A 21,993-nucleotide genomic window follows, 5' to 3' on the forward strand; every position below is an offset into this window, starting at 1 on the left:
CTCACGTAACCGACTGAAAAGCCTGCTCGCCAACCAGCTTGCGGCGAAGCATGGCGGAGAACTGATCGATGGCGATAACGGTCGTCAGCAGGAGCAGGATGATGGCAAGCGTCTTTGCCTCATGCCCCTGACCGATCGACAGTCGCAGCAATTCGCCGATGCCGCCGCCACCGACGGCGCCGATAATGGTGGAGGCGCGGACGTTGATTTCGAAACGCAGCAGGGCATAGCTGATAAAATTGGGCATGATCTGTGGCGTGATGGCGAACCAGACGCGCTCAAACCAGTTGGCGCCAACAGCACGCAAACCTTCGTCGGCGCGCATATCGGCATTCTCGATCACCTCGAAGAACAGTTTGCCCAGCGCGCCAATCGTATGCACCGTGACGGCGATGATGGCGGGGATGGGGCCGAGCGAGAGGGTGGCCAGAAAGAAGCCGGCAATGACGACTTCCGGAAAGGCACGCAGGATTTCCATGTAGCGGCGCACCGGCCAGCGGATCCAGGCGGCGGGCATCATGTTCTTCGCGGCGAGAAACGACAGGCCAAAGGCGATGATCGTCGCAACCACGGTCGACATCAGAGCGATGTTCACCGTCTCGGCCATCTTGTGAAAATATTCCGGGATGTAGAGGCTTTCGGTGATGTAGAGCCGGCCCTCCGGATAGTTGTATTTCATGCTGCCATCGGCATAGGGCGAAGACAGGTCAAAGAGCGCGCGCCAGATTTCCCATCCGTCCCGCGGGACCAGATCTTCGATGAAATCAAAGAAGTAGGGCAGGCGATCGAAGAACTTGCCGGAATTGGTCTCGTTGGCAAACCAGAGTGAACCGGAAATGGCGAGGAGGAGCAGGAGGAGACCGAAGCCGGTGTAGAGACGTCGCTTGGCCGCCAGTTCCTGCCAGTGCCGCTCGACACGCGCGCCGCGTTCGCTCAAGGTTGGCTGTGTCGCAGTGATGGCCATTGCCGCTTGTCCTCTCGACTCTTCAAAAGAAGACCGCCGGCTGTCTGTCAGCCGACGGCCCATCTATGCGTCAGCTGAAATCAGCCGCCGATGGTTGCCTTGCGGGCGTCGATGATGGGCTTATAGAAGTCGACGTCGACTTCGGTGTAGCCCTTGAAGTCACCACCCTGGATGGCCGAGAAGCAGGCCGGATCAGAGTTTGGCAGGTCGACCATGAACTGCTTGAACTTGGTCTTCATATCGTCGTTCATCGAGGTGCGGACAACGATCGGGCCGTTCGGGATCAGCGGAGATTTCCAGACTTCGACAAGGTCCTCCATGTTCAGGATGCCCTTGTCGACCATCTTGCGCAGGTTGCCGGACGAATAGCCGTCCTTGAACTCGCCAACGCCCGAGCCCCAGGTGGTGCCGACGTCGAAGGTGCCCTTGACGACTTCGAGAACGAGGTTCTCATGGCCGCCGCCGAAGCCGGTGGAGGCAACAACCTGGTCAACCGGGGCGCCGAGCGCTTCCGGCAGGGTGACGAGAGGAACGAGGTAGCCGGAGGTGGAGTCCGGATCGGCGTAGCCCAGCTTCTTGCCCTTGACGTCTTCGATCTTGGTGATGCCGGAATCCTTGCGGGCAACCATGATCGAGTAGTAGCCGCTTGCGCCGTCGGTCTGGACCGTGGTCAGGATCGGTTCAACGGCATCAGCCTTGGCGAGGTGAACCTTGGCGAAGGCAGACGCGCCGAGCTCGGCATAGTCAAGCGTGCCGCCAAGCAGGCCCTGGACAACGCCGTCATAATCGGCTGCCGGGAAGAGCGAAACCTTTTCAACGCCGAGAACCGACGGGAGCTTTTCAGTCATGCACTGGAAGTTGCGCAGACGGTCGGCTTCGTTCTCGCCACCGAGAATGCCGATGCGGAATTCCTTGAGGTCTTCGGCCTGGGCGCTGACGGCGAGGGCGGCAAATGCCGCAGTGGCAAGCAGGATCTTCTTCAACATGACAGTGTCTCCCGTTGGATTGGGTTTGAGGTTCAAATGTCTCGAATGCGCCCCTCGCGCAGGGCCGGCGATCTTCGTGGTCAGGCCTCGGCAACTGCCAGAGTGCGCAGACCCGGGGATGGGATGGCGCGCGCCTCATTGTCCTGGCGCGATATGTTGATACTGGTCGAGGTCATGGTCTCGTCGATGCCGCTGCCATGCTGGTCGGCGCCGTAGATTTCATGCACCGCCTCGGCTGTGAGCTCGTTTGGCGAGCCGTCGAAGACGACGCGGCCACGGGCCATGCCGATGATGCGCTCGCAGTAATTGCGGGCGGTATCGAGCGTGTGGAGATTGGTGATGATGGTGATGCCCTCGCGCTCGTTGATGTCGCGCAGAGCGTCCATGACGATCTTGGCGTTGAGCGGATCCAGCGAGGCGATCGGCTCGTCGGCAAGGATCATCTTCGGCGATTGCATGAGCGCGCGCGCGATGGCCACGCGCTGCTGCTGTCCGCCCGAGAGCGTGCCGGCCGGCTGCAGGGCCGTCTGCTCAATGCCGAGGCGCTCGAGCGCGGCAATCGCCATCAGGCGCTCCTCGCGGGTGAAAAGGCCAAGCAGACTGAGGCCTGTCGAGCGATGATTGAGACGACCGAGCAGGACGTTGGTCAAGACATCCAGACGCGGCACAAGATTGAACTGCTGAAAGATCATCGCGCAATCGCGCTGCCAGTTGCGCAGCGCAGAGCCCCGCAAGGACGAGACTTCCAGATCGCCGAAACGGATGCTGCCGGCGGTCGGATCGACCAGGCGGTTGATCATGCGCAGAAGGGTGGACTTGCCGGCGCCCGAGCGCCCGATAACGCCGACCATCTGTCCTGACGGGATATCCAGCGTCACCTTGTCGACAGCGGTATTGCTGCCGAACTGTCGGGTGAGGTGGGTCAACTGGAATTGCATGGGTATGTCCTTCGCCGTCGTTTATCGCGGTGTTGGGTATCCACTAATGGTCCAGCGTGAAGCGCGAATGTCAGTTTTGCGTCAGTTTTGCAAAGATGCGGGACGCCCTGAAAATCCTGGACTTTCAGGTGTATTTTGACAGGAATGCAACGGCGTCGAGCTCGCGAAAATCCTGGAGCGCCGCAAAGAGACGATCGTGCTCCCAGTCCCACCATGCGAGCGCCTGCATAGCTACTGCAACGTCTGCGGGAAAGCGCTCGCGGATCAGCTTGGCTGGCACGCCACCGACGATGGTGTAGGGTGCGACATCGCGGGAGACGACGGCGCCAGCACCGATCACGGCGCCATCGCCGATTGTCACGCCAGGAAGGATCGTGGCGCCATGGCCGATCCAGACATCATGGCCGATGGTCACGCGGTTGTCGCGCCGCCAGGCGAAGAAGTCGTGGTCGTTTTCCGCGCCTTCGAAATAGTCTGCGGCGCGATAGGTGAAGTGATGCAATGTGGGGCGCCATGTCGGATGATTGGTGGCGTTGATCCTGACGCTGGCAGCGATGTTGGCAAACTTGCCGATGCTTGTGCACCAGACAGCGCCATCATGCATGATGTAAGAATAATCGCCCATCTCGACTTCGTCGAGCCGGCATCGGTCTGCCACTTCGGTGTAGCGACCGAGCCTTGAGCCGGTGACGCTGGCGGTTGGGTGGATAAGCGGTTCGAGGCCGAGTTTCTTTGTCATGCGGCCACCTTGCGCGGCGAGAACTGCATGACGTCGAGGATGCGATCGGCAACAGCCTCGCGGACTTCCTCGTCGTGGAAGATGCCGAGAAGGGCAACGCCTGCCTCCTTCTTGGCGCGGATCATCGACACGACAACGGCGCGGTTGGCAGCGTCGAGCGAGGCTGTTGGTTCATCGAGCAACAGGACGGCATGGTCGGTGATGAAGCCGCGGGCGATATTGACGCGCTGCTGTTCGCCGCCGGAAAAGGTGGAGGGCGGAAGCTGCCACAAGTCGCGCGGAAGATTGAGCCGGCTCAACAGTTCTGCTGCCCGTTCTCTTGCTTCCTCGCCTGGCGTGCCGCGCGCAACCAGCGGTTCGGCAACGACGTCGAGGGCCGAGACGCGTGGCACGGTGCGCAGGAACTGGCTGACATAGCCGAGGGTGGTGCGACGGACTTCGAGCACGGTGCGGGGATCGGCGGTCGCAATGTCGACGATGCGGTCATGGTGGGTGACGAGGATCTGTCCGGCATCGACGGCGTAGTTGCCGTAGAGCATCTTGAGGATCGAGCTTTTGCCGACGCCGGAGGGGCCGCCGAGGACGACACATTCGCCCGACACAATCGAGAAGGAGACATCGGAGACGACTGGCAGGACAAGGCCGCCGCGCAGATGCATGGTGAAGCTCTTGCAGACTTCGGAGACGACGAGGGGCGTGGGCATGGTCTTTCCTTTCGCGACGTCCGTCAGACCTGGAGGATCGAGGAGACGAGAAGCTGGGTGTAGGGCTGACGGGGATCGTCGAGGACGCGGTCCGTCAGGCCCTGTTCGATGACATGGCCGTCCTTCATCACCATCATCCGGTGTGAAAGCAGGCGGGCGACGGCGAGATCATGCGTGACGACGATGGCCGAGAGGCCGAGGTCGTTGACGAGTCCGCGCACCAGATCGAGCAGGCGGGCCTGGACCGAGACATCGAGGCCGCCGGTCGGCTCGTCCATGAAGACGAGGCGGGGGCCGGTGACGAGATTGCGGGCGATCTGCAGGCGCTGGCGCATGCCGCCGGAAAAGGCGCGCGGCTGGTCGTCGATGCGATCGGTGGAAATCTCGACCCGCTCCAGCCATTCGCTCGCCGTCTGGCGGATCTTTCCGTAATGGCGATCACCAACCGCCATCAGACGTTCGCCGACATTGGCGCCAGCCGAGACCGTCATGCGCAGGCCATCGGCCGGGTTCTGGTGGACGAAGCCCCAGTCGGTGCGCATCAGGAAGCGGCGTTCGGCTTCTCCCATGTGGTAGAGCTCGCGGTACTGGCCGTCGCGCATGTGGTAGTCGACGCTGCCGGTCGTCGGCATCAGCCGGGTGGAGAGGCAGTTGAGAAGCGTTGTCTTGCCCGAGCCGCTTTCACCGACAATGGCGAGCACTTCGCCCGGCCAGAGATCGAAGGAGACATCGGAGCAGCCGATCCGGCTGCCGTAGAACTTGGAGAGGTTGCGGACTTTCAGAAGTGGCTGGTCGCTCATTCGGCGGCCTCCTGGTTCTGGGCGAGCATCTCGCCGACATGGCCCTCGGCCTGGCGCGTCTCGCAGTGATCGGTATCCGAGCAGACGAACATCCGGCCGCCCTTATCGTCGAGCACGACCTCATCGAGATAGACGTTGTGGGCACCGCAGAGCGCACAGGGCTTGTCGAAGGACTGGATCTCGAACGGGTGATCCTCGAAGTCGAGGCTGACAACGTCGGTATAGGGCGGAACCGCATAGATGCGCTTTTCACGGCCTGCGCCGAAGAGCTGCAGGGCCTCCGACATGTGCATTTTCGGATTGTCGAACTTCGGCGTCGGCGACGGGTCCATCACATAGCGGCCCTCGACCTTCACCGGATAGGCATAGGTGGTGGCGATGCGGCCGTGCTTGGCGATATCCTCGTAGAGCTTCACATGCATGAGGCCGTATTCTTCCAGCGCATGCATCTTGCGGGTTTCGGTTTCGCGGGGTTCGAGGAAGCGCAGAGGTTCGGGGATCGGCACCTGATAGACCAGCACCTGGCCTTCCCGCAGTTTCTCCTCGGGGATGCGGTGGCGGGTCTGGATGATCGTCGCTTCGCCTGTTTTCGTGGTCACAGCGACTTCGGCAACCTTCTGGAAAAAGGCGCGGATGGAAACGGCGTTGGTCGTGTCGTCAGCGCCCTGATCGATGACCTTCAGCGTGTCCTCTCGGCCGATGATCGATGCGGTCACCTGCACGCCGCCGGTGCCCCAGCCATAGGGCATCGGCATTTCACGGCTTGCAAACGGTACCTGATAGCCGGGGATGGCGATCGCTTTCAGGATCGCGCGGCGGATCATGCGTTTGGTCTGTTCGTCGAGATAGGCGAAATTGTAGGTGGCGAGTTCCATTGCCGGCGTGCTCATTCTGCGGCCTCCTTGAGGTCGGTCTCATCGTTGCGGCTCGCATCGTGTTTCGCCCGCATGCGGCGGACGAGATCCAGTTCGGCCTGGAAGTCGACGTAATGCGGCAGCTTCAGATGCTCGACGAAGCCGGTCGCCTGGACGTTGTCGCAATGCGAGATCACAAATTCCTCGTCCTGGGCCGGGGCCACGACATCCTCGCCGAATTCCTCGGTGCGCAGTGCACGGTCGACCAGCGACATGGACATGGCCTTGCGTTCGCTCTGGCCGAAGACGAGGCCATAGCCGCGGGTGAACTGTGGCGGTGCCTTGGCCGAGCCCTTGAACTGGTTGACCATCTGGCATTCCGTGACCCGAATTTCGCCGAGCGAGACGGCGAAGCCGAGTTCCGGCACATCGAATTCCACCTCGACCAGACCCATGCGGATTTCGCCGACAAAGGGATGGGTGCGGCCATAGCCGCGCTGGGTGGAATAACCGAGTGCAAGCAGGAAGCCCTCGTCACCGCGGGCAAGCGCCTGGAGGCGCAGGTCGCGGGGCATCGGAAATTCCATCGGCTCTCGGGTGATGTCGCCGGCGATGTGATCCTCGGGTATCTCGCCATCCGGCTCGATCAGGCCTTCACCATCGAGAATGTCGGAAACGCGCATGACGGCTTCATGGGCGTCATCCCGATGCTCTGGTTCAGCGACGGCTTCGTCTTCGAGCAGCGAGGGGTCTAGCAGGCGGTGGGTGTAGTCGAAGGTTGGTCCGAGCAGCTGGCCGCCGGGCAGATCCTTGTAGGTGGCGGAGACGCGGCGTTCGATCCGCATGGTGGCGGTCTCGATTGGGCGCGAGGTGCCAAAGCGCGGCAATGTGGTGCGATAGGCGCGCAGCAGGAAGATTGCCTCGATCATGTCGCCGCGGGCCTGTTTCAGCGCAAGGGCTGCCAGCGTGCAGTCGTAAAGCGAGGCTTCCGCCATGACCCGATCGACGGCGAGGCCGAGCTGAGCGACAATCTGGTCGACTGTGACGGATGGGAGCGCCCGGTCGCCACGGCGGCGATCGGCGAGAAGTCTGTGGGCATTGGCAATGGCTTTTTCGCCACCCTTGACGGCAACATACATGGCTCAGGCCTCCCCTTGAGAGATGGCGCAAGTGCGTGGCAGGGCGATGAATTCGCGGCCTGCCGTGAGGATGAGGTCGACCCCGCGGGGGAAGAGGCCACGATTGTCCATCCACTGACGCAGGAAGGTGTCGGGCAGACCTCTCGGCGCAATGCTCGCCGTGTTGCGGATGCCCGGACCCGTTAGGATCAAGGGGAGGCCATCGTGAAGCGAGGCAAGCTGCACCACCAGTGTGGTCGAGCGATCGGGGTATTCCTGTGTGCCCTGGGCAAAATGCATGAGAACCGGCATGGCGTTCTCAAGGCCGGAGAAAGCGAAACGGGCATCGGCCTTCTCGGCGACGACAGGTGCACCCGTGTGAAATCCGATCCAGGCAGGCAGGGACGATTGTGCAAGTGATGGGGCCAGCCAGACAGGCGTGTCCTGATCGCAAAGGGTGAGGAGCAAGGCACCGGATGCCATGTCCAGGGGCGGGGGCGGTGCAAGCGTGGCGGTCATGGTCTGCAGCGATCCGGGCCGCGCCATCGCATCCATGACCTGTCGGAAGGTCCCCTGTGCGTCATGAACCGGATCTGCGAAGGCGCCAACGAGGCTTGAGGCGGAGGTGTGCATCAGTCTTCTCCTCTGACCATGGTGAAGAAATCCACCTTGGTGGCAACGGTTTCGGCCTGGAGTGTCTCGCTCTCCTTTGCGAGGCGCGCGGTGAGCGGCACCAGCAGCGCTTGCTCGATCACCGCCAGGCTGCTCGCCTTCTGGCTTTCCGCTTCAAGGATCGCCGCAAGGATTGCCGCCTTGCGGTCCGTGCCCAGGCGATAGGAATGGCCGATCCGGCCGTCTTCGAGCCTTATGCTGGCGCGGCTCATGGTCGCTTCTCCAAGGTTGAAGGCGGCACCCCCGCCGCCGATCCTGCCGCGCACCATGACGAGGCCCGTTTCGGGACCGCGAATGAGGCTGTAGGTCGGTTCGGCGTCGAGGCTTGCCAGTCCGGTCTGGAGTTCGCCGAGGGTGGCGCGTGCAAGCAGATCCGCGATCCTTTTGCGGGGTTCAGGCATGACCGCCTCGTTTCCAGCTCCATCCATCTTTGACCTCCTAAATGTCTATTTATATAGACAACTATACATCATAGTGTATGATTAGCGCTCATGGATGACAAGGGTGTGACAGGGGCTTGGACATGGGGCTGCAAAAGCAGAAGGGCGTCGCGCTCTGGCGGCAGATATCGGATCGGATTCGTGCCAATATTGCAGCAGGCCTTTATGACGCTTCGGGAAAGCTGCCGGCGGAAAAACTGTTGGCGGAAGAGTTTTCCGTCAACCGCCATACGGTCAGGGCCGCGCTTGCTGCTTTGGCGGAGGAGGGGATTGTCAGGGCGGTCCAAGGCGTTGGAACGATCATCGAGCGTCGCGACAAGTTCGATTTTCCCATCGCGCTCAGAACTCGTCTGACAGAGGGCATCGGTGCGCAGGCGAGGGAGGTCGAGGGTCTTCTTCTCGCCTCCGCCGTTGAGGCGGCCTCGAGCGAAACCGCACGGCGGCTGGGTCTTGAACCGGGTGCCGAGGTTATTCGGCTTGACGGTATTCGCAAGGCTGACGGACGTCCGGTGTCGCGTTCGACGATGTGGTTTCCGGCGGATCGTTTCGCCGGGATCGATCGGGCGTTTGCACAAACCGGGTCGATCACGCAGGCTTTGGCGGCCTGCGGGATCGATGACTATCTGCGGGACCTAACGGAGATTTCAGCGACGCATGCCGAACCGGACGACGTGGTAGAGCTCCGGCTGACACCGGGTGCCATCGTGCTGGTCACGCGTGCCGTGAATACCGATCTGCAAGGTCGCCCCATTCAGTATGCGATGACGCGCTTTCCGGCAGACCGTGTCCAATTCACGGTCCGCAGTTAAGCGGCAGCTTGTGCCGTCTGGAGGGCGGCGAGCACGGCGGCGATCTGCTCCGGTGCCATGACCTGGCTCTGGACCGGCGTGAACGCCTGCAACTGATCCCTGTTCAGATGGGAGATCTGCTCCGGCGTGATTCCGGGTACGGAATACGGGTTGATGGCAGCGATTTCGGCAGGGGTAAACTGGGCGAGCTTGTTCGGGCCGAGCGCTGTCACCTGTGTTGCATTGAGGCCGGCGACCTGGCTGACCGTGATTGCCGCGACCTGGGTGGCGGACATGGCGGACAGCTGGTCGACGGTCAGTCCGTTGATGGATGTCGGGCTGATTGCCGCAATCTGGTCCGGTGTCATCTGAACGATCTTGTCGGCCCCGAGGGTGGCGACCTGGATGGCGTTCATGGCCGTAATCTGAGCGGGCGTCAGTGCTCCGACCTGGACCGGGGTCAATGCGCGCAGTTGATAATAGCTCAGGCTTGCCACCTGGCCTGCGGTCAGCGCCGACACCTGTTCCGGCTGCAAGGCGGCGACCGTTGTCGGCGTCAGACCGGAAATGGCCGTGGTCGAGATTGCGGCGATATCGGTTGTCGAAAAAGTCTCCAGAGCGGTGGGAGACAGCGAGCTGAGCTGGGCAGCCGTGAGGGCGGCGATTTGTGCCGTGGACATCGCATCCACCTGGCTGGGGCTCATGGTGGCAACCTGCGCGGTGCTCAGACCGGGAATTGCCTTTGGCGAAATGGAAGCGATCTGCTCTGCCGACAGGGCGCCGATGCTGGCCGTCGGAAGTCCGGCGATCTGCGTTGCCGATAGCGCCCCGATCTGGGCCTTGCTCAGGACCGAGACCTGATCGGAGCTCAAGGCGTTGAGCTGGTCGAAGGTCAGACCTGCCATCTGCGTCGTGGTCAGACCCTGAAGCTGTGCGTGGCTGAAATCGGCAATGGTGGCTGGGCGCAGGCCAGCAATGCCAGCCGCACTCAAGGCGGCGAGATCACTGCTCGAGAAGGTGGCAAGCTGCTGGCTCGACAGCGCTCCGACCTGCTGCGCCGTCAGGGCTGCAATCTGTGTCGTCGAGAGGGAGTCGATTTGTGTGTCTGACATCGCCATGATCTGCTCAGGCGAGAGGCCTGGCAGGTTCTTGGCTGTGATGGCTGCGATCTGGGCTGTCGAGAGGCTCGCCACCGCACCGGTGCTCATTGCGCCAAGTTGCGTTGCAGAGAGAGCACCGATCTGGGTGGCCGAGAGCCTGGATACCTGCTGTGCCGTAAGACCCGAAATCTGCGTTGTCGTCAAAGCCCCAATCTGCGCCGCAGTCAGTGCTGCTGTCTGGTCGGAGGTCAGGGCTGCCAGTTGCTGGCTTGTCAGGCCACTGATGCCCGCAGGGCTGAGCGCCGCGATATCGGAGCCCGTGAAGAGGTTGAGCTGGTCAAGGCTCAAGGTTGCGACCTGCGTCGCGGTCAGTCCGCTCAGTTGTGCGGCTGTCAGTGCATCCACCTGGCTTGCCGAGAGCGAGCCGATCTGCTGGGCGGTCAGACCAGAAATCCCCTTGCTGCTGATGGCTGCGATCTGCGTGTTCGACAGGGCTGCCAGATTTCCGAGCGGCAAGGCGCCGATCTGGCTTGCGCCAAAGGCGGCCATCTGGGTGGGGGAGAATGCCTCCATCTGCGACGGGCTGAGGGCCGCCATTTGATTGGCGGTCAAGGCCGCAATCTGGGCTGTGGTCAGTGCGCCGAGCTGTTCGAGGCTCAGGACGGCAATGCTGTCCGTTGACAGTGCGGCGACGGTTGCTGGTGTAAGCGTTGCGATTTCGCCCGGCAGAAATGCTGCGATATCGGAGGGTTTGAGGATCGCAATCTGACCGGCGGTAAGCCCCCCCGTCTGGGCTGATGTGAGCGCTTCGACCTGATCTGCGGAGAGGGCCGCAATCTGCTCGGTCGACAGGGCGGCGATCGCCTTGGCGTTGAAGCCGGCGATCTGTTCTGTCGAGAGGCTGGCAAGGCGCGTCGGCGTCAAGGCTGCGACCTGCGTTGCTGTCAGGGCGCGGATCTGGGTCGGGCTCAGCGTCGCAAGCTGCGCGGCTGTCAGCCCTTCGATCTGCTTCGTCGTCAGCGCGGCAATCTGTGCGGCCGAAAGGCTTTCGATCTGTTCGGTGCTCAATCCTGCAAGTTTCTCGGCAGGGAGAGCGGCCAGGGCTGCTGGCGGGATCGCTGCGATGTCGGCAGGAGAAAAGGTCGAAATCGCCTCTGCACTGAGGGCCGCAAGCTGTGTTGGGCTCAGTTTTGCCGCCTGCGATGCCGTGAGTGCCTCCGACTGGTTGGAATCGAGCGCGCCGAGTTGCTCGGTCGACAATCCGAAGATGGCCAGCGGCGACAGACCCGCGATTTGTGCCGGTGACATGGCGGCAAAGGCTTCGGTCGTCAGCTTCGACAATTGAACGCCACTCAAGGCTGCGACTTGTGGCACCGACATCGCCTCGATATGGGCCGGCGTCAGTGCAGCGATCTGGCCGGTAGAGAGAACGCGCACCTGCGTTGGCGTGAGCGCGGCGGTTTGTTCAGGTGTCAAACCACCAATCGCCTCCGGCCGGAGGCCGGGAACGGCGTTCACATTGATCGCCGCAATCATCTCGGGCGAAAGGCGGCTGACGGTTTCTGCCGTCAGCGCGCCGACTTGGCTTGAACTCAGGGCCGTGATCTGCGCCTTCGTCAGCGCGTCCACCTGGTCAGGGCCGAGAGCTGCAATCTGATCGGCTTTCAATCCTGCGATGGCGCGCGGGGAAATGGCTGCAATCTGCTCCGGCGAGAGCGCGCCGATATCTTCAGTTGTCATGACCCCGAGATGCGCAGCGGTCAACGAGGTAATCTGCGCCTTCGACAGGCTTGAGATCTGGTCGGAGCTGAACGCCCCAAACTGCCTTGCATTGAGGCCTGCAAGCTGGCGGGTCGTCAATGCGCCCATCTGATCCAGCGTCAGGGCTGCCAGATGATCGAGGCTGAGGCCTGATAGTGCTGTCGTGGAAATGGCAGCGGTTTGCGCCGGCGTGAATGCAGCGATCTGGGTCGTCGAGAGGGCGCCGACCTGGCGGGCTGTCAGCGCGGCCACCTGGGACGTGGCAAGGCCGCCAATCTGTTCCGTTGTCAGCGCGGCGATCTGGGTGATGGTCATGCCGGCCAGGGCCTTGGGATTGAGTGCGGCGAGCTGGTCTTTCGACAGGCCCGCCACGACATCCACCGACAAGCCGGCGAGTTGCGGCCCGGAGAGCCCTCGCAGCTGTGCTGGCGTGAAGCTGGCGATCTGGCTGTCCGAGAGTGCTGCCATCTGATGCGGTCGCAGTGCCGTCACCTGCGCGGTCGTCAGTGCGCCCAGTTGCTCTGCCGTCAGGCTTGCCATTTGTTCGGCCTTCAGACCCGGGATGGCTTTCGTGTTGATTGCAGCGATCCGCGTCGGATCGAGCCTTTGCAGTTGCTCAATGGAGAAGGCGCCGATCTGGGCGGAATTCAATGCCGTGATCTGCCCGCCTGTCATTGCGGCAACCTGGTCGCCACTCAAGCCGGCAATCTGGTTCGGCTTGAGGCCGACCACGCCTCGGGTCGAGATGGCCCCAACCTGTGACGGCGCCAATGCTCCCAGCTGATCTGTCGACAGGACGGAAACCTGAGAGGCCGTCAACGCCGCAATCTGACCGGCATTGAGGACGGCAAGATGCGACGGCGTCAGTGCGGCGATCTGATCGTTTCGCAATGCTGCGATCTGGGCCGGCTTGAGTGCCGCAATTTGCTCCGGCGAAAGCGAGGCCAGTTTTTCAGGCGTCAAGCCACGCATGCCCGCGGTGCTGATGGCGGCAATATCTGCGGTGCTGAAGGTTGCTAGTTCCTCGGACGAAAGGGCCGCGATCTGGCTCGCGCTCATGCGCGCAATCTGCTGAGGGGTGAGCGCCTCGGCTTGCTCGGTGTTCAGCCCGCCGATTTGCGCCGCAGTCATCGCTCCCACGTGGGTCGCCGAGAGACCCGCGACGTGATCGGTAGACAAGGCCGTTATCTGATCGAGGGTTAGTCCTGTGATCGCCCGCGTGCTGATGGCGTTCAACTGGTTGTTGTTGAGGCCGGATACCGCGTCGCTCTGGAGAGCGGCCACCTGTGTTGCCGACAAGGCTGCAATCTGGGAGGCGGAGAGTGTGCCGACTTCCTCTTTCGTCCAGGCCGCGACCGTGGATGGCGGTAGCGTCTTGATCTGAGCCGGGCTCAAGGTGTTCGGGATCGAGGTCATGGCGGTCTTGCTCTCGCGTTCAGCTAAATCGATGGAGCCGATCCGCCGACACTTCCGTCACGTCGTGACGACAGCCGCACGCAGACCGGCAAAAATCTATCTCGCTCCAGGTGAAGACGAGCGAATCACCGAGAGCATGCTCAGCCAATCTTGCCCGCCATGCTTGCCTGAGCCTTTCTTGCTGCATCCGAAAAGTTGAGTGATCCTGCAGCCTGCACTTGTCATGGATCAATTTGCGGGCGGGCATGTATTGGCATGGTGGCGCCAAAAGGTGAGGGAGCCAGGATGCGGGATACTATGCAGGATGTTGCCTTTCACGCTCTGTCGGTCACGGATGCGCTTGAGCGTGTTCAGGGAAGTGAACAAGGCCTCACGGGGGAAGAAGCCGCCAGTAGGCTGCTCACGCACGGACAGAACCGTCTGCCGCAGGCGGCAAGACGCAGTGCCGTCGTCCGGTTCCTTTCGCAGTTCAACAATATCCTGATCTACGTCCTCCTTGCCGCAGCGCTGGTGACGTTCCTGCTTGAACATGCGGTTGATGCCGGTGTTATCCTCGCCGTCGTTCTGGTGAACGCGATCGTCGGGTTCTTGCAGGAGGGACGTGCCGAGGCGGCGATGGACGCGATCAGGGGCATGCTCGCGCTGCGCTCTTCCGTCTTGCGCAACGGGCAGCGCCGAAGCATCGACGCGACAGACCTTGTGATTGGCGATGTCGTACTTTTCGAAGCGGGAGACAGGATACCCGCCGATCTCAGGATCATGGAGGCCCATGGCGTCAAGGTATCGGAAGCGGCGCTGACCGGCGAGTCCGTTCCTGTCGACAAGATCGCAGATCCGGTGGCTCGCAATTGTGCAATTGGTGATCGGTCATCGATGCTGTTCAGCGGCACGCTCGTTGCGACGGGCAGTGGGCGCGGTCTTGTGGTTGCGACGGGAAGCAGAACGGAGATTGGGCGCATCAGCGGCCTTCTCTCCGATGTGGTCACACTGACAACGCCGCTGGTGCACCAGATGGACGTGTTTGCCCGCTGGCTGACCCTGTTCATCCTGATCCTCGCAGGTATCCTGCTTCTCTATGGCTCCTCGTTCGGAGCCTTGCCTTTCAGCGAATTGTTCATGACGGTGGTCGGGCTTTCGGTCGCTGCCATCCCCGAAGGCCTGCCCGCCGTCATGACGATCACGCTCGCCGTCGGCGTGCAGGCCATGGCCAAGCGAAACGCCATCGTCAGACGTCTCCCGGCGATTGAGACGCTGGGCTCCGTATCGGTAATCTGCACCGACAAGACGGGGACACTGACGCGTAACGAAATGACGGTCGCAACGCTGGTCACCCGTGACCACGTGTTTGCGGTGGACGGAGTGGGCTATGCACCTGATGGCGCAATCCGGCTGCATGATGCGGATGCCGACAGGCAAGAGCATCGGATCCTGATCGACATGGCGCGGGCATCGGCCCTTTGCAACGATGCGATGTTGAGCGTGTCCGGGAACACCTGGCGCGTCGAGGGCGATCCGATGGAGGGTGCCCTGATGGCGCTGGCGGGCAAGATTACGGGTGGTGGGCCAGATCCGTTTTCCGGAGAGTGGGATCGCCTTGCCACCATTCCCTTCGATGCCGCCCACCGCTACATGGCGGTGCTGCATGAGGAGCGGAATGGTCAACGGCTGATCCATGTGAAAGGTGCGCCGGAAGCAGTTCTTGCGCTTTGCAAGGACCAGCGATGTGCAGAAGGGGGTACACGCGACGTCGAGACCGGCTACTGGGCCGACGAAATCGAAGCGCTTGCTGCCAAGGGCCAGCGGGTCTTGGCATTGGCTGTTCGGAGTGTGCGCGGCAACCACCGGAACCTGTCGGCTGCAGATCTTGATGGACACCTGACCTTGCTCGGGCTGGTCGGGTTGATCGATCCGCCGCGTAAAGAGGCGATCGCTGCGGTGGCGGCCTGCCATCGGGCCGGCATTGGTGTGAAGATGATCACCGGCGACCATGCAGGGACAGCCCGCGCGATTGCGGCCATGATCGGGTTGAAGCACACTGATCGGGTGCTGACGGGGCAGGACATCGATCAACTGGATGATCTGCAACTCGAGCATGCCGCCCTCGATGTCGATATCTTCGCGCGCACCTCGCCGGCCCACAAGCTTCGCCTTGTCATTGCCCTGCAGGCACGTGGATTGACGGTTGCGATGACGGGCGACGGGGTCAATGACGCACCGGCCTTGAAACGCGCCGATGCCGGGATTGCCATGGGGCAGAAGGGGAGCGAAGCGGCCAAGGAAGCTGCCGAAATCGTTCTGGCGGATGACAACTTCGCGTCGATCGTCGCTGCGGTCTCCGAGGGGCGAACGGTCTATGACAACCTGAAGAAGGTGATCAGCTGGACCTTGCCAACCAATGCCGGCGAGGCGCTGACCATTGTCGTTGCGCTGTTTGCCGGGCTTTCGCTGCCGATTACAGCCGTTCAAATCCTCTGGATCAATCTCGTCACCACGATCACCCTCGGTTTCGCGCTGGCCTTTGAACCCTCCGAGGCCGCCACAATGTCGAGACCGCCCCGGCAACGCAATGAGCCGCTGCTCGGTGTCGAACTGCTGTGGAACATCGTGCTTGTATCGCTGCTGTTTGCCGCCGCCGTTTTCGGCATTTATTTCTACGCTTTGGGACGGGACTACGATCCAGCGCTCGCCCGCACCATGGCCATGAACATGCTGGTCGTGCTAGAGATCTTCCATCTCTTCTTTATCCGGAATTTCTACACCACATCGCTGACCTGGCGTGCGGTGCGCGGGACACCGGCAGTCTGGTTCTGCGTTGTCACCGTGACGTTTGCGCAGTTCTCTGTGACCTATCTGCCGTCCCTCCAGGCCTGGTTCGGGACGCAGCCGGTTCCCTTTGTCGATGGGCTTCTGATTGTTGCACTCGGATGTGTTTTCTTCGCGCTGGTCGAAACGGAAAAACAGATCCGGATTGCGCTTCGCCGGTCGCGCAATGTTGCATAATCCGGATGCTGGAGGTGAGCTCTTGGCGCATCGCGCCATCATTCTTGAAATTCCGTCACTGCGTCAGCGCTCTGCATGACAAATCGTCTCGGCATTTGTTATAGTCGTGCCGGATTATTCACGCAGCGCGTGGCTTGACGGACAGGACAAGGTAATGAGCAGCAAGACGATCGGCATTCTCGTGACCGGGCACTCGCCGGCGGAACTGGCAGATGAGCACGGAAACTATGCCGACATGTTCAAGCGCCTGCTCGGCAAGTTCGATTTCTCATTCAAGACCTGGTTCGTCGTCGATGGTTCTTTCCCCGAAAGTCCGCACGAAGCCGATGGTTGGTTGCTGACCGGTTCAAAATTCGGGGTCTATGAGGAGCACGCGTGGATCCGCAAGCTGGAGGATTTCATTCGGCAGGTTCATGCGGCCCGCGTGCCGATGGTCGGCATCTGCTTCGGCCATCAGGTCATGGCGAAGGCGCTGGGTGGACATGTCGAAAAGTTCGAGGGTGGATGGTCGGCCGGGCCTGTGACCTATCGGCGGTCGGATACGGGCGAAGAGCAGGTGCTGCTCGCCTGGCATCAGGATCAGGTCATCCGTGTGCCGGAGGGCGCAGAGGTCATCGGCAAGACGGATCGATGCGAGAATGCTGTCATCCGCTATGATGACTGGGGTCTGTCCTATCAGCCGCATCCGGAGTTTTCGCCCGACTTCTTCGAGGGGCTGGCGTCTGCGCGCAGGTCCGCGATTCCCGACAGTCTGTATGATGCGGTCAAGCGGGTCGATCAGCCGGTTGCCACCGAGCGCGTGGCGACGGAAATCGGCGAGTTCCTGGCGCGCGACCGTTGATAGACTTAGAGCATTTCCGGTGATCACGGGATCACCGGAAATGCTCTAAGCTTCTGTTTTTCCGCATTATCCGACGCCGAAGCGATCACGCTTCGGCTGGAAATGCTCTAGCGCTCTGGCGCGGCCTCCCAGCTTTCCTTGATGAAGGCCTCGAAGAAATCCGAGAAGGTCGCGACCCTCAGCGGCAGCTGCTCATACGGTGGATAGTAGAGCGTCAGCCAGATTTCCGGGGTGGTCCAGCCGGGGAGGATCTCGAGCAGCCTGCCGGCCCGCATATCCTCCTCGACGATGAAGCGCGGAAGGAGGGCCACGCCCTCGCCGGCCACGGCCAGTTGGCAGAGGAAATCGCCGTTGTTGATCGAGAAGCGGCCCATGGCTTCGATCGACCTGGCCTGACCCGGACGGCTCAGCTCCCAGGTCTCCGTCTTCAGCTGATCATTGTAGCTCAGGCATTCGAGATCGGTGAGATCTTCCGGCCTGCTCGGCAGGCCATGGCGCGCGACGAAGTCCGGCGATGCCACCAGCAGGCGCGGGACCGGCCGGATCTTGCGCCAGATGGTCGACTTGTCCGTCGGCGGACCGGAGATGCGGATCGCAAGGTCATAGCTTTCCTTGACGATGTCGATGAAGCGATCCGAGAGGTCGATCGCGACGCTGGTGTGCGGGTGGATGATCGAAAACTGCGATAACACCGTGGGCAGCACCTTCATGCCGAGCGACATCGGCGCAGACACCCGCAGGGAGCCGACCGTCACCTTCTGCAGATCGCGCGTTTCTTCCGTCGCGCGGACAAGGCCTGCGACGAGCGGTGCGACGCGCGCGGCATAGGCGGCGCCGGCCGAGGTCAGTGATACCTTGCGTGTCGTCCGCAACAAAAGCTGGACCCCCAATGCCTGCTCCAGCCCCGAGACAGTTCGGGTGACCGACGCCGGCGTCATTCCGAGCAGGCGGGCGGCAGTGGTGAAACTCGCCTGGTCTGCGACGGTGAGGAAGGTCCTTATGGCTTCAAGTTCGCCCATTCGATTATTGTTCCCCTTGCAATAATATGCGTCATATTATGCTTATTATCATGGGAGGTGTCAGGGTCCATATTTCCTTCACAGAACAGGACCGGCGTATCTGCCGGGGAAAGGATCAGAGCCATGCTTACCCAGATCAAAGGCCTGCACCACGTGACCTCGATGGCCGCAGATGCCCAGCAGAACAATGATTTCTTCACAAAGACGCTCGGTCTTCGGCGCGTGAAGAAAACCGTCAATTTCGACGCTCCCGATGTCTATCACCTCTACTACGGCGACGAAGTCGGCAATGCGGGATCAGTCATGACCTATTTTCCCTTCGCCAACATGGGCAAGGGCGGCCGGGGTGCTGGCGAGGTCTCGGAGACCGTATTTTCCGTGCCGAAGGGCACACTCGGCTTCTGGCAGGAGCGGCTGACAAAGGAGGGGGTGAAGTCCCTCGGTTCCTATTCGCTCTTCGGCGAAGACCGCTTGCGTTTTGCCGGCCCTGACGGCGACGGCTTTGCGCTGGCCGAAGTCGATGGCGATGCCCGTCTGCCTTATGCCGGTGGCCCCGTTGGCATTTCGGAAGGCATCCACGGGTTCCGCGGCGTGACCATGCGGTTGCGCGACGAAGGCGCCACCGGCGAACTCCTGAAGTTCATGGGCTACCAGCCCGTCGATACGCAGGACACGTTCGTCCGCTACGCCGTTCCCGGCGGCAACGGTGCCGACTACATCGATCTCGAAGTGCTGCCCGGTGCATCGAATGCCCAGCAGGGCGCGGGTTCGGTCCATCACGTTGCTTTCGCCGTCGATGACCGTGCAGCGCAGCTGGAGGTCCGCAAGGCGCTGATGGATACCGGCTATCAGGTGACACCGGTGATCGATCGCGATTACTTCTGGGCGATCTATTTCCGCACACCCGGCGGTGTGCTGTTTGAAATCGCCACAAACGAGCCCGGGTTCAACCGCGACGAGGATACCGCGCATCTGGGCGAGGCGCTGAAGCTGCCCACCCGCTACCAGCAGTATCGCGCGCAGATCGAGGCGCATTTGCCGCCGATCCAGGACTAACCTTAGGGAGGAGACGATGCCATGTGCAAAGGCCTCGTCTCCTCATGGAGAACACCATCATGGCACTCGATAGCTACATCCACTTCCATCAGGCCCCGAAAGGTGCCGCGCCAGTAGTCTTTACGTTTCATGGCACCGGCGGAGACGAGCACCAGTTTCCCGGCTTGGTGAAGCAAATTTTGCCGGAAGCCGGGATCGTTTCACCGCGCGGTGACGTTTCCGAATACGGGGCTGCCCGCTTCTTCAAGCGAACCGGCGAAGGCGTCTACGACATGGCCGATCTCGCCCAGAGGACGGCGAAGATGGCGGCCTTCATCCGAGCCCATAAGGCGGCGAACCCGGAGCGCCCGATCTATGGGCTGGGGTATTCGAACGGCGCAAACATTCTGGCATCCGTCCTGTTCGAGGCGCCGGATCTCTTTGACCGGGCGGTGCTGATGCATCCGTTGATCCCCTTCGATCCGCCGTCACAGCCGGGGCTTGGCGCTCTGTCCGCACTGGTGACGGCCGGACAGCGTGATCCCATCTGCCCCCTGCCGCTGACCGAGCGGCTGACGGCCTACCTCAAGGCGCAGGGTGCTTCGGTCGAAACCTTTCTGCATCCAGGTGGCCATGAGGTGCAGCAAGGCGAGATCGAGGCGATCGCGGCGTTTCTGCAGAAGGCCTGAGATGCCCGCGACGCCTGGAAGCCCCGCGACCAAGCTGCGGGGCTTCTGAATGTCACGGTCTCAACCGATCTTGATCAGCGCCTTGATCAGGCCGGATTTTTCGCGCGCCCAGCGCGGCAAATCCTCGGCGAGGTTCGCCAAGATCGTGCGATGGGTGATCAATTGCTCGATCGGCACAAGACCCTCGGCGATCGATTGGCGAACATGGTCGAAATCGACACGTGTGGCATTGCGGCTGCCGATCAGCATCATTTCGCGCTTGTGGAATTCGGGATCGGAGAAGGTGATGTCTTCCTTCACGACGCTGACCAGTACAAGGCTCCCGCCATGGGCGACGAAGCGGAAAGCGCGTTCCATTGAGGCGCGGTAGCCGGTGGCGTCGTAGACGACGTCAAAGCCGTCGCCCTTCGTCAGTTCGGATACCGCGTCTTCAAGCCGCTCGTCCGCGATCAGCCCGGAAGTGAAGCCGAGGCGATCCGAGGCCATCGACAGCCGTTCCGGACTGGTATCGAGCAGCGTTACTTCATGTCCCGCGATGCGTGCGAAGATGGCTGTGCCGAGGCCGATCGGGCCAGCGCCAATGACGAGCGCGCGTGAGCCTGCAGGGGCCATGGAGCGGCGGACGGCATGGGCGCCGATCGCCAGGAATTCGACCGTAGCCGCAGCTTCCGGCGAGAGGTCGTCGGCGGGGTAAAGATTGGTGGCCGGAACCGTGATCTCCTCGCACATGGCACCGTCTATATGCACGCCAAGCACGCGGATGTTGGTGCAGCAATTGGGCTTTTCCTTGCGGCAAGCGATGCAGGTGCCACAGGCGATGTAGGGGTTGACGATAACCTTGGTGCCGACCTTCAGATCGACCCCTTCGCCGGCTTCGATCACGGTTGCCGAGATCTCGTGGCCCATGACCCTTGGATATTCGAGGAAGGGGTGCTTGCCTTCGAAGATGTGGTAGTCGGTCCCGCAGATGCCGACATGGCTGACGGCGATGCGGGCCTCGCCGGATCCCGGACGGGTCGGTGGATCGCGTTCCACGATCTCCAGTCGGCCCGGTTCAACACACAATGCGGCCTTCATGTTGGCTCCTTTCGGTGACCCGGCAGGTTTGATGTGAAAAAAGGGGACGCCATTCGCGGCGTCCCCAGCTTGGGAGGGTTAGCGGCTGCGGCGGCGACGCAGCTGGTCGAAGTAGACGATGACGATGATCAGGACGCCGGTGATGATGCGCTGCCAGAACGAGTTGACGTTCATCAGATTTGCACCGTTGTTGATCGTCGCCAGGATGAAGGCGCCGAGCAGCGGTCCGTGAACCGACCCCACCGCGCCAAACAGGCTCGTTCCGCCGATGACCGACGAGGCAATCGCCTGAAGTTCCCAGCCTTCGGCCTGTGTCGCATTGCCGATGCCGATGCGCGAAGCAAGCAGGATGCCGACAAAGGCTGCGCACGTGGAGGAAAGGATATAGGCGAGGTAGATGGTGCGATTGACGTTGACGCCCGACAGGCGTGCGGCCTCGCTGTTGGATCCGACCGCGAAGAGATAGCGGCCGAAGCGGCTCAGGTGCAGAAAGACATAGGCCGGCACCGCGACCACGATGACCATCCAGAAGAGGCTTGGCACACCGAGAAAATCGGCGCGGGCGAAGTTGGTGAAGGCTTCGTTGCTGATCGAAATGGTGGAGCCGTTGGTGATCAGAAGGCCGATGCCGCGCAGGGAGGTCAGGGTCGCCAGCGTGATGATGAAGGGCGGCAGTCCCATGCGCACGATGCCGAAGGCATGGAACATGCCGATCGCGACGCCCATCAGGAGCGTGAGGATGATGGCGAGCCAGACCGGGACGCCCGCGGCGAGCAGCCAGGCGATGATGACACTGGCGAAGCCGACGACGGCGCCGACCGAGAGGTCGATCCCGGCGGTGATGATGACGAAGGTCTGTCCGACGGCCAGAATGGCCGTCATCGCACCCTGACGCAGAAGGTTGCTGATGTTGTTGGGCGTCCAGAAGCTGTTGGTCGCGAAACCGAGCAAAAGCCAGAGGAAGAGCAGGAGGCCAAGCAATGTCAGGCCGAATAGGATGTTCATCCCCCGTTTCGGCGCCACTTTGATGTCCGTGGTGTCGGTGCTCATGT

General features: G+C 61.9%; 19 protein-coding genes. 5 read left to right on the top strand and 14 right to left on the bottom strand.

Annotation, left to right across the window (positions count from 1 at the left end; genetic code table 11):
• Position 1: 1 nt before the first annotated feature.
• The 10 genes from phnE to phnG all read right to left on the bottom strand — a co-directional run bounded on the left by phnE (position 2) and on the right by phnG (position 8,203).
• Positions 2 to 964, bottom strand: a complete 963-nt coding sequence (gene phnE / locus FAA97_RS13530) for a phosphonate ABC transporter, permease protein PhnE (protein ID WP_136599075.1) — start codon at positions 962 to 964, stop codon at positions 2 to 4.
• An 80-nt stretch (positions 965 to 1,044) separates the two neighbouring features.
• Complete coding sequence (gene phnD / locus FAA97_RS13535) at positions 1,045 to 1,950, bottom strand: phosphonate ABC transporter substrate-binding protein (protein WP_136599076.1); 906 nt, start codon at positions 1,948 to 1,950, stop codon at positions 1,045 to 1,047.
• Positions 1,951 to 2,030: 80 nt separating this feature from the next.
• On the bottom strand, positions 2,031 to 2,888 hold the full coding sequence (gene phnC / locus FAA97_RS13540) for a phosphonate ABC transporter ATP-binding protein (protein WP_136599077.1): 858 nt from the start codon (positions 2,886 to 2,888) through the stop codon (positions 2,031 to 2,033).
• Positions 2,889 to 3,012: 124 nt separating this feature from the next.
• Entirely contained in the window at positions 3,013 to 3,627 is a 615-nt protein-coding gene (locus FAA97_RS13545; protein WP_136599078.1) for a DapH/DapD/GlmU-related protein, read from the bottom strand.
• Complete coding sequence (gene phnL / locus FAA97_RS13550; RefSeq protein ID WP_136599079.1) at positions 3,624 to 4,331, bottom strand: phosphonate C-P lyase system protein PhnL; 708 nt, start codon at positions 4,329 to 4,331, stop codon at positions 3,624 to 3,626. The genes FAA97_RS13545 and phnL overlap by 4 nt, the downstream gene beginning before the upstream one ends.
• A 23-nt stretch (positions 4,332 to 4,354) precedes the next feature.
• Complete coding sequence (phnK, locus tag FAA97_RS13555; protein WP_136599080.1) at positions 4,355 to 5,131, bottom strand: phosphonate C-P lyase system protein PhnK; 777 nt, start codon at positions 5,129 to 5,131, stop codon at positions 4,355 to 4,357.
• Positions 5,128 to 6,006 carry an alpha-D-ribose 1-methylphosphonate 5-phosphate C-P-lyase PhnJ gene (locus tag FAA97_RS13560; RefSeq protein ID WP_136599313.1) on the bottom strand — a complete coding sequence of 293 codons (879 nt, stop codon included), beginning with the start codon at positions 6,004 to 6,006 and terminating at the stop codon, positions 5,128 to 5,130. Before FAA97_RS13560 ends, phnK begins: the two co-directional genes overlap by 4 nt.
• An 11-nt stretch (positions 6,007 to 6,017) precedes the next feature.
• On the bottom strand, positions 6,018 to 7,124 hold the full coding sequence (locus tag FAA97_RS13565) for a carbon-phosphorus lyase complex subunit (RefSeq protein WP_136599081.1): 1,107 nt from the start codon (positions 7,122 to 7,124) through the stop codon (positions 6,018 to 6,020).
• Between the two features lie 3 nt (positions 7,125 to 7,127).
• Positions 7,128 to 7,736, bottom strand: coding sequence for a phosphonate C-P lyase system protein PhnH (gene phnH / locus FAA97_RS13570; RefSeq protein WP_136599082.1), 609 nt, complete (start codon positions 7,734 to 7,736; stop codon positions 7,128 to 7,130).
• Positions 7,736 to 8,203: a phosphonate C-P lyase system protein PhnG gene (gene phnG, locus FAA97_RS13575; RefSeq protein WP_136599083.1), complete on the bottom strand. Its 468-nt coding sequence runs from the start codon at positions 8,201 to 8,203 to the stop codon at positions 7,736 to 7,738. The genes phnH and phnG overlap by 1 nt, the downstream gene beginning before the upstream one ends.
• 95 nt (positions 8,204 to 8,298) lie before the next feature.
• On the opposite strand from phnG, the gene phnF reads away from it, so the two are divergent.
• Positions 8,299 to 9,024 (top strand): phosphonate metabolism transcriptional regulator PhnF, encoded by a 726-nt coding sequence (gene phnF, locus FAA97_RS13580; RefSeq protein WP_206110021.1) that lies wholly within the window; start codon positions 8,299 to 8,301, stop codon positions 9,022 to 9,024.
• On the opposite strand, the gene FAA97_RS13585 is transcribed toward phnF, so the two are convergent.
• Complete coding sequence (locus FAA97_RS13585) at positions 9,021 to 13,280, bottom strand: hypothetical protein (RefSeq protein WP_136599085.1); 4,260 nt, start codon at positions 13,278 to 13,280, stop codon at positions 9,021 to 9,023. The two genes, phnF and FAA97_RS13585, sit on opposite strands and share 4 nt — an antisense overlap.
• Positions 13,281 to 13,565: 285 nt before the next feature.
• Between FAA97_RS13585 and FAA97_RS13590 the strand changes: the two genes are divergently transcribed.
• On the top strand, positions 13,566 to 16,280 hold the full coding sequence (locus FAA97_RS13590) for an HAD-IC family P-type ATPase (protein WP_136599086.1): 2,715 nt from the start codon (positions 13,566 to 13,568) through the stop codon (positions 16,278 to 16,280).
• Between the two features lie 154 nt (positions 16,281 to 16,434).
• Positions 16,435 to 17,121 carry a type 1 glutamine amidotransferase gene (locus FAA97_RS13595; protein WP_136599087.1) on the top strand — a complete coding sequence of 229 codons (687 nt, stop codon included), beginning with the start codon at positions 16,435 to 16,437 and terminating at the stop codon, positions 17,119 to 17,121.
• Positions 17,122 to 17,228: 107 nt separating this feature from the next.
• Here FAA97_RS13595 and FAA97_RS13600 read toward each other — a convergent pair whose 3' ends face one another.
• On the bottom strand, positions 17,229 to 18,140 hold the full coding sequence (locus FAA97_RS13600; protein ID WP_136599088.1) for a LysR family transcriptional regulator: 912 nt from the start codon (positions 18,138 to 18,140) through the stop codon (positions 17,229 to 17,231).
• Positions 18,141 to 18,263: 123 nt separating this feature from the next.
• Between FAA97_RS13600 and FAA97_RS13605 the strand changes: the two genes are divergently transcribed.
• Together FAA97_RS13605 and FAA97_RS13610 are read left to right on the top strand one after the other, a co-directional pair.
• Positions 18,264 to 19,196, top strand: coding sequence for a ring-cleaving dioxygenase (locus FAA97_RS13605; RefSeq protein WP_136599089.1), 933 nt, complete (start codon positions 18,264 to 18,266; stop codon positions 19,194 to 19,196).
• 59 nt (positions 19,197 to 19,255) lie between these two features.
• On the top strand, positions 19,256 to 19,864 hold the full coding sequence (locus FAA97_RS13610; RefSeq protein ID WP_136599090.1) for an alpha/beta hydrolase: 609 nt from the start codon (positions 19,256 to 19,258) through the stop codon (positions 19,862 to 19,864).
• A gap of 60 nt (positions 19,865 to 19,924) precedes the next feature.
• Here the strand turns inward: FAA97_RS13610 and FAA97_RS13615 are convergent, their stop codons facing one another.
• Positions 19,925 to 20,941 (bottom strand): zinc-binding alcohol dehydrogenase family protein, encoded by a 1,017-nt coding sequence (locus FAA97_RS13615; protein ID WP_136599091.1) that lies wholly within the window; start codon positions 20,939 to 20,941, stop codon positions 19,925 to 19,927.
• 78 nt (positions 20,942 to 21,019) lie between these two features.
• Entirely contained in the window at positions 21,020 to 21,991 is a 972-nt protein-coding gene (locus FAA97_RS13620) for an ABC transporter permease (RefSeq protein ID WP_136599092.1), read from the bottom strand.
• Positions 21,992 to 21,993 lie beyond the last annotated feature (2 nt).

The organism is Peteryoungia ipomoeae (genome assembly GCF_004912165.1).
Lineage (GTDB): Bacteria > Pseudomonadota > Alphaproteobacteria > Rhizobiales > Rhizobiaceae > Allorhizobium > Allorhizobium ipomoeae.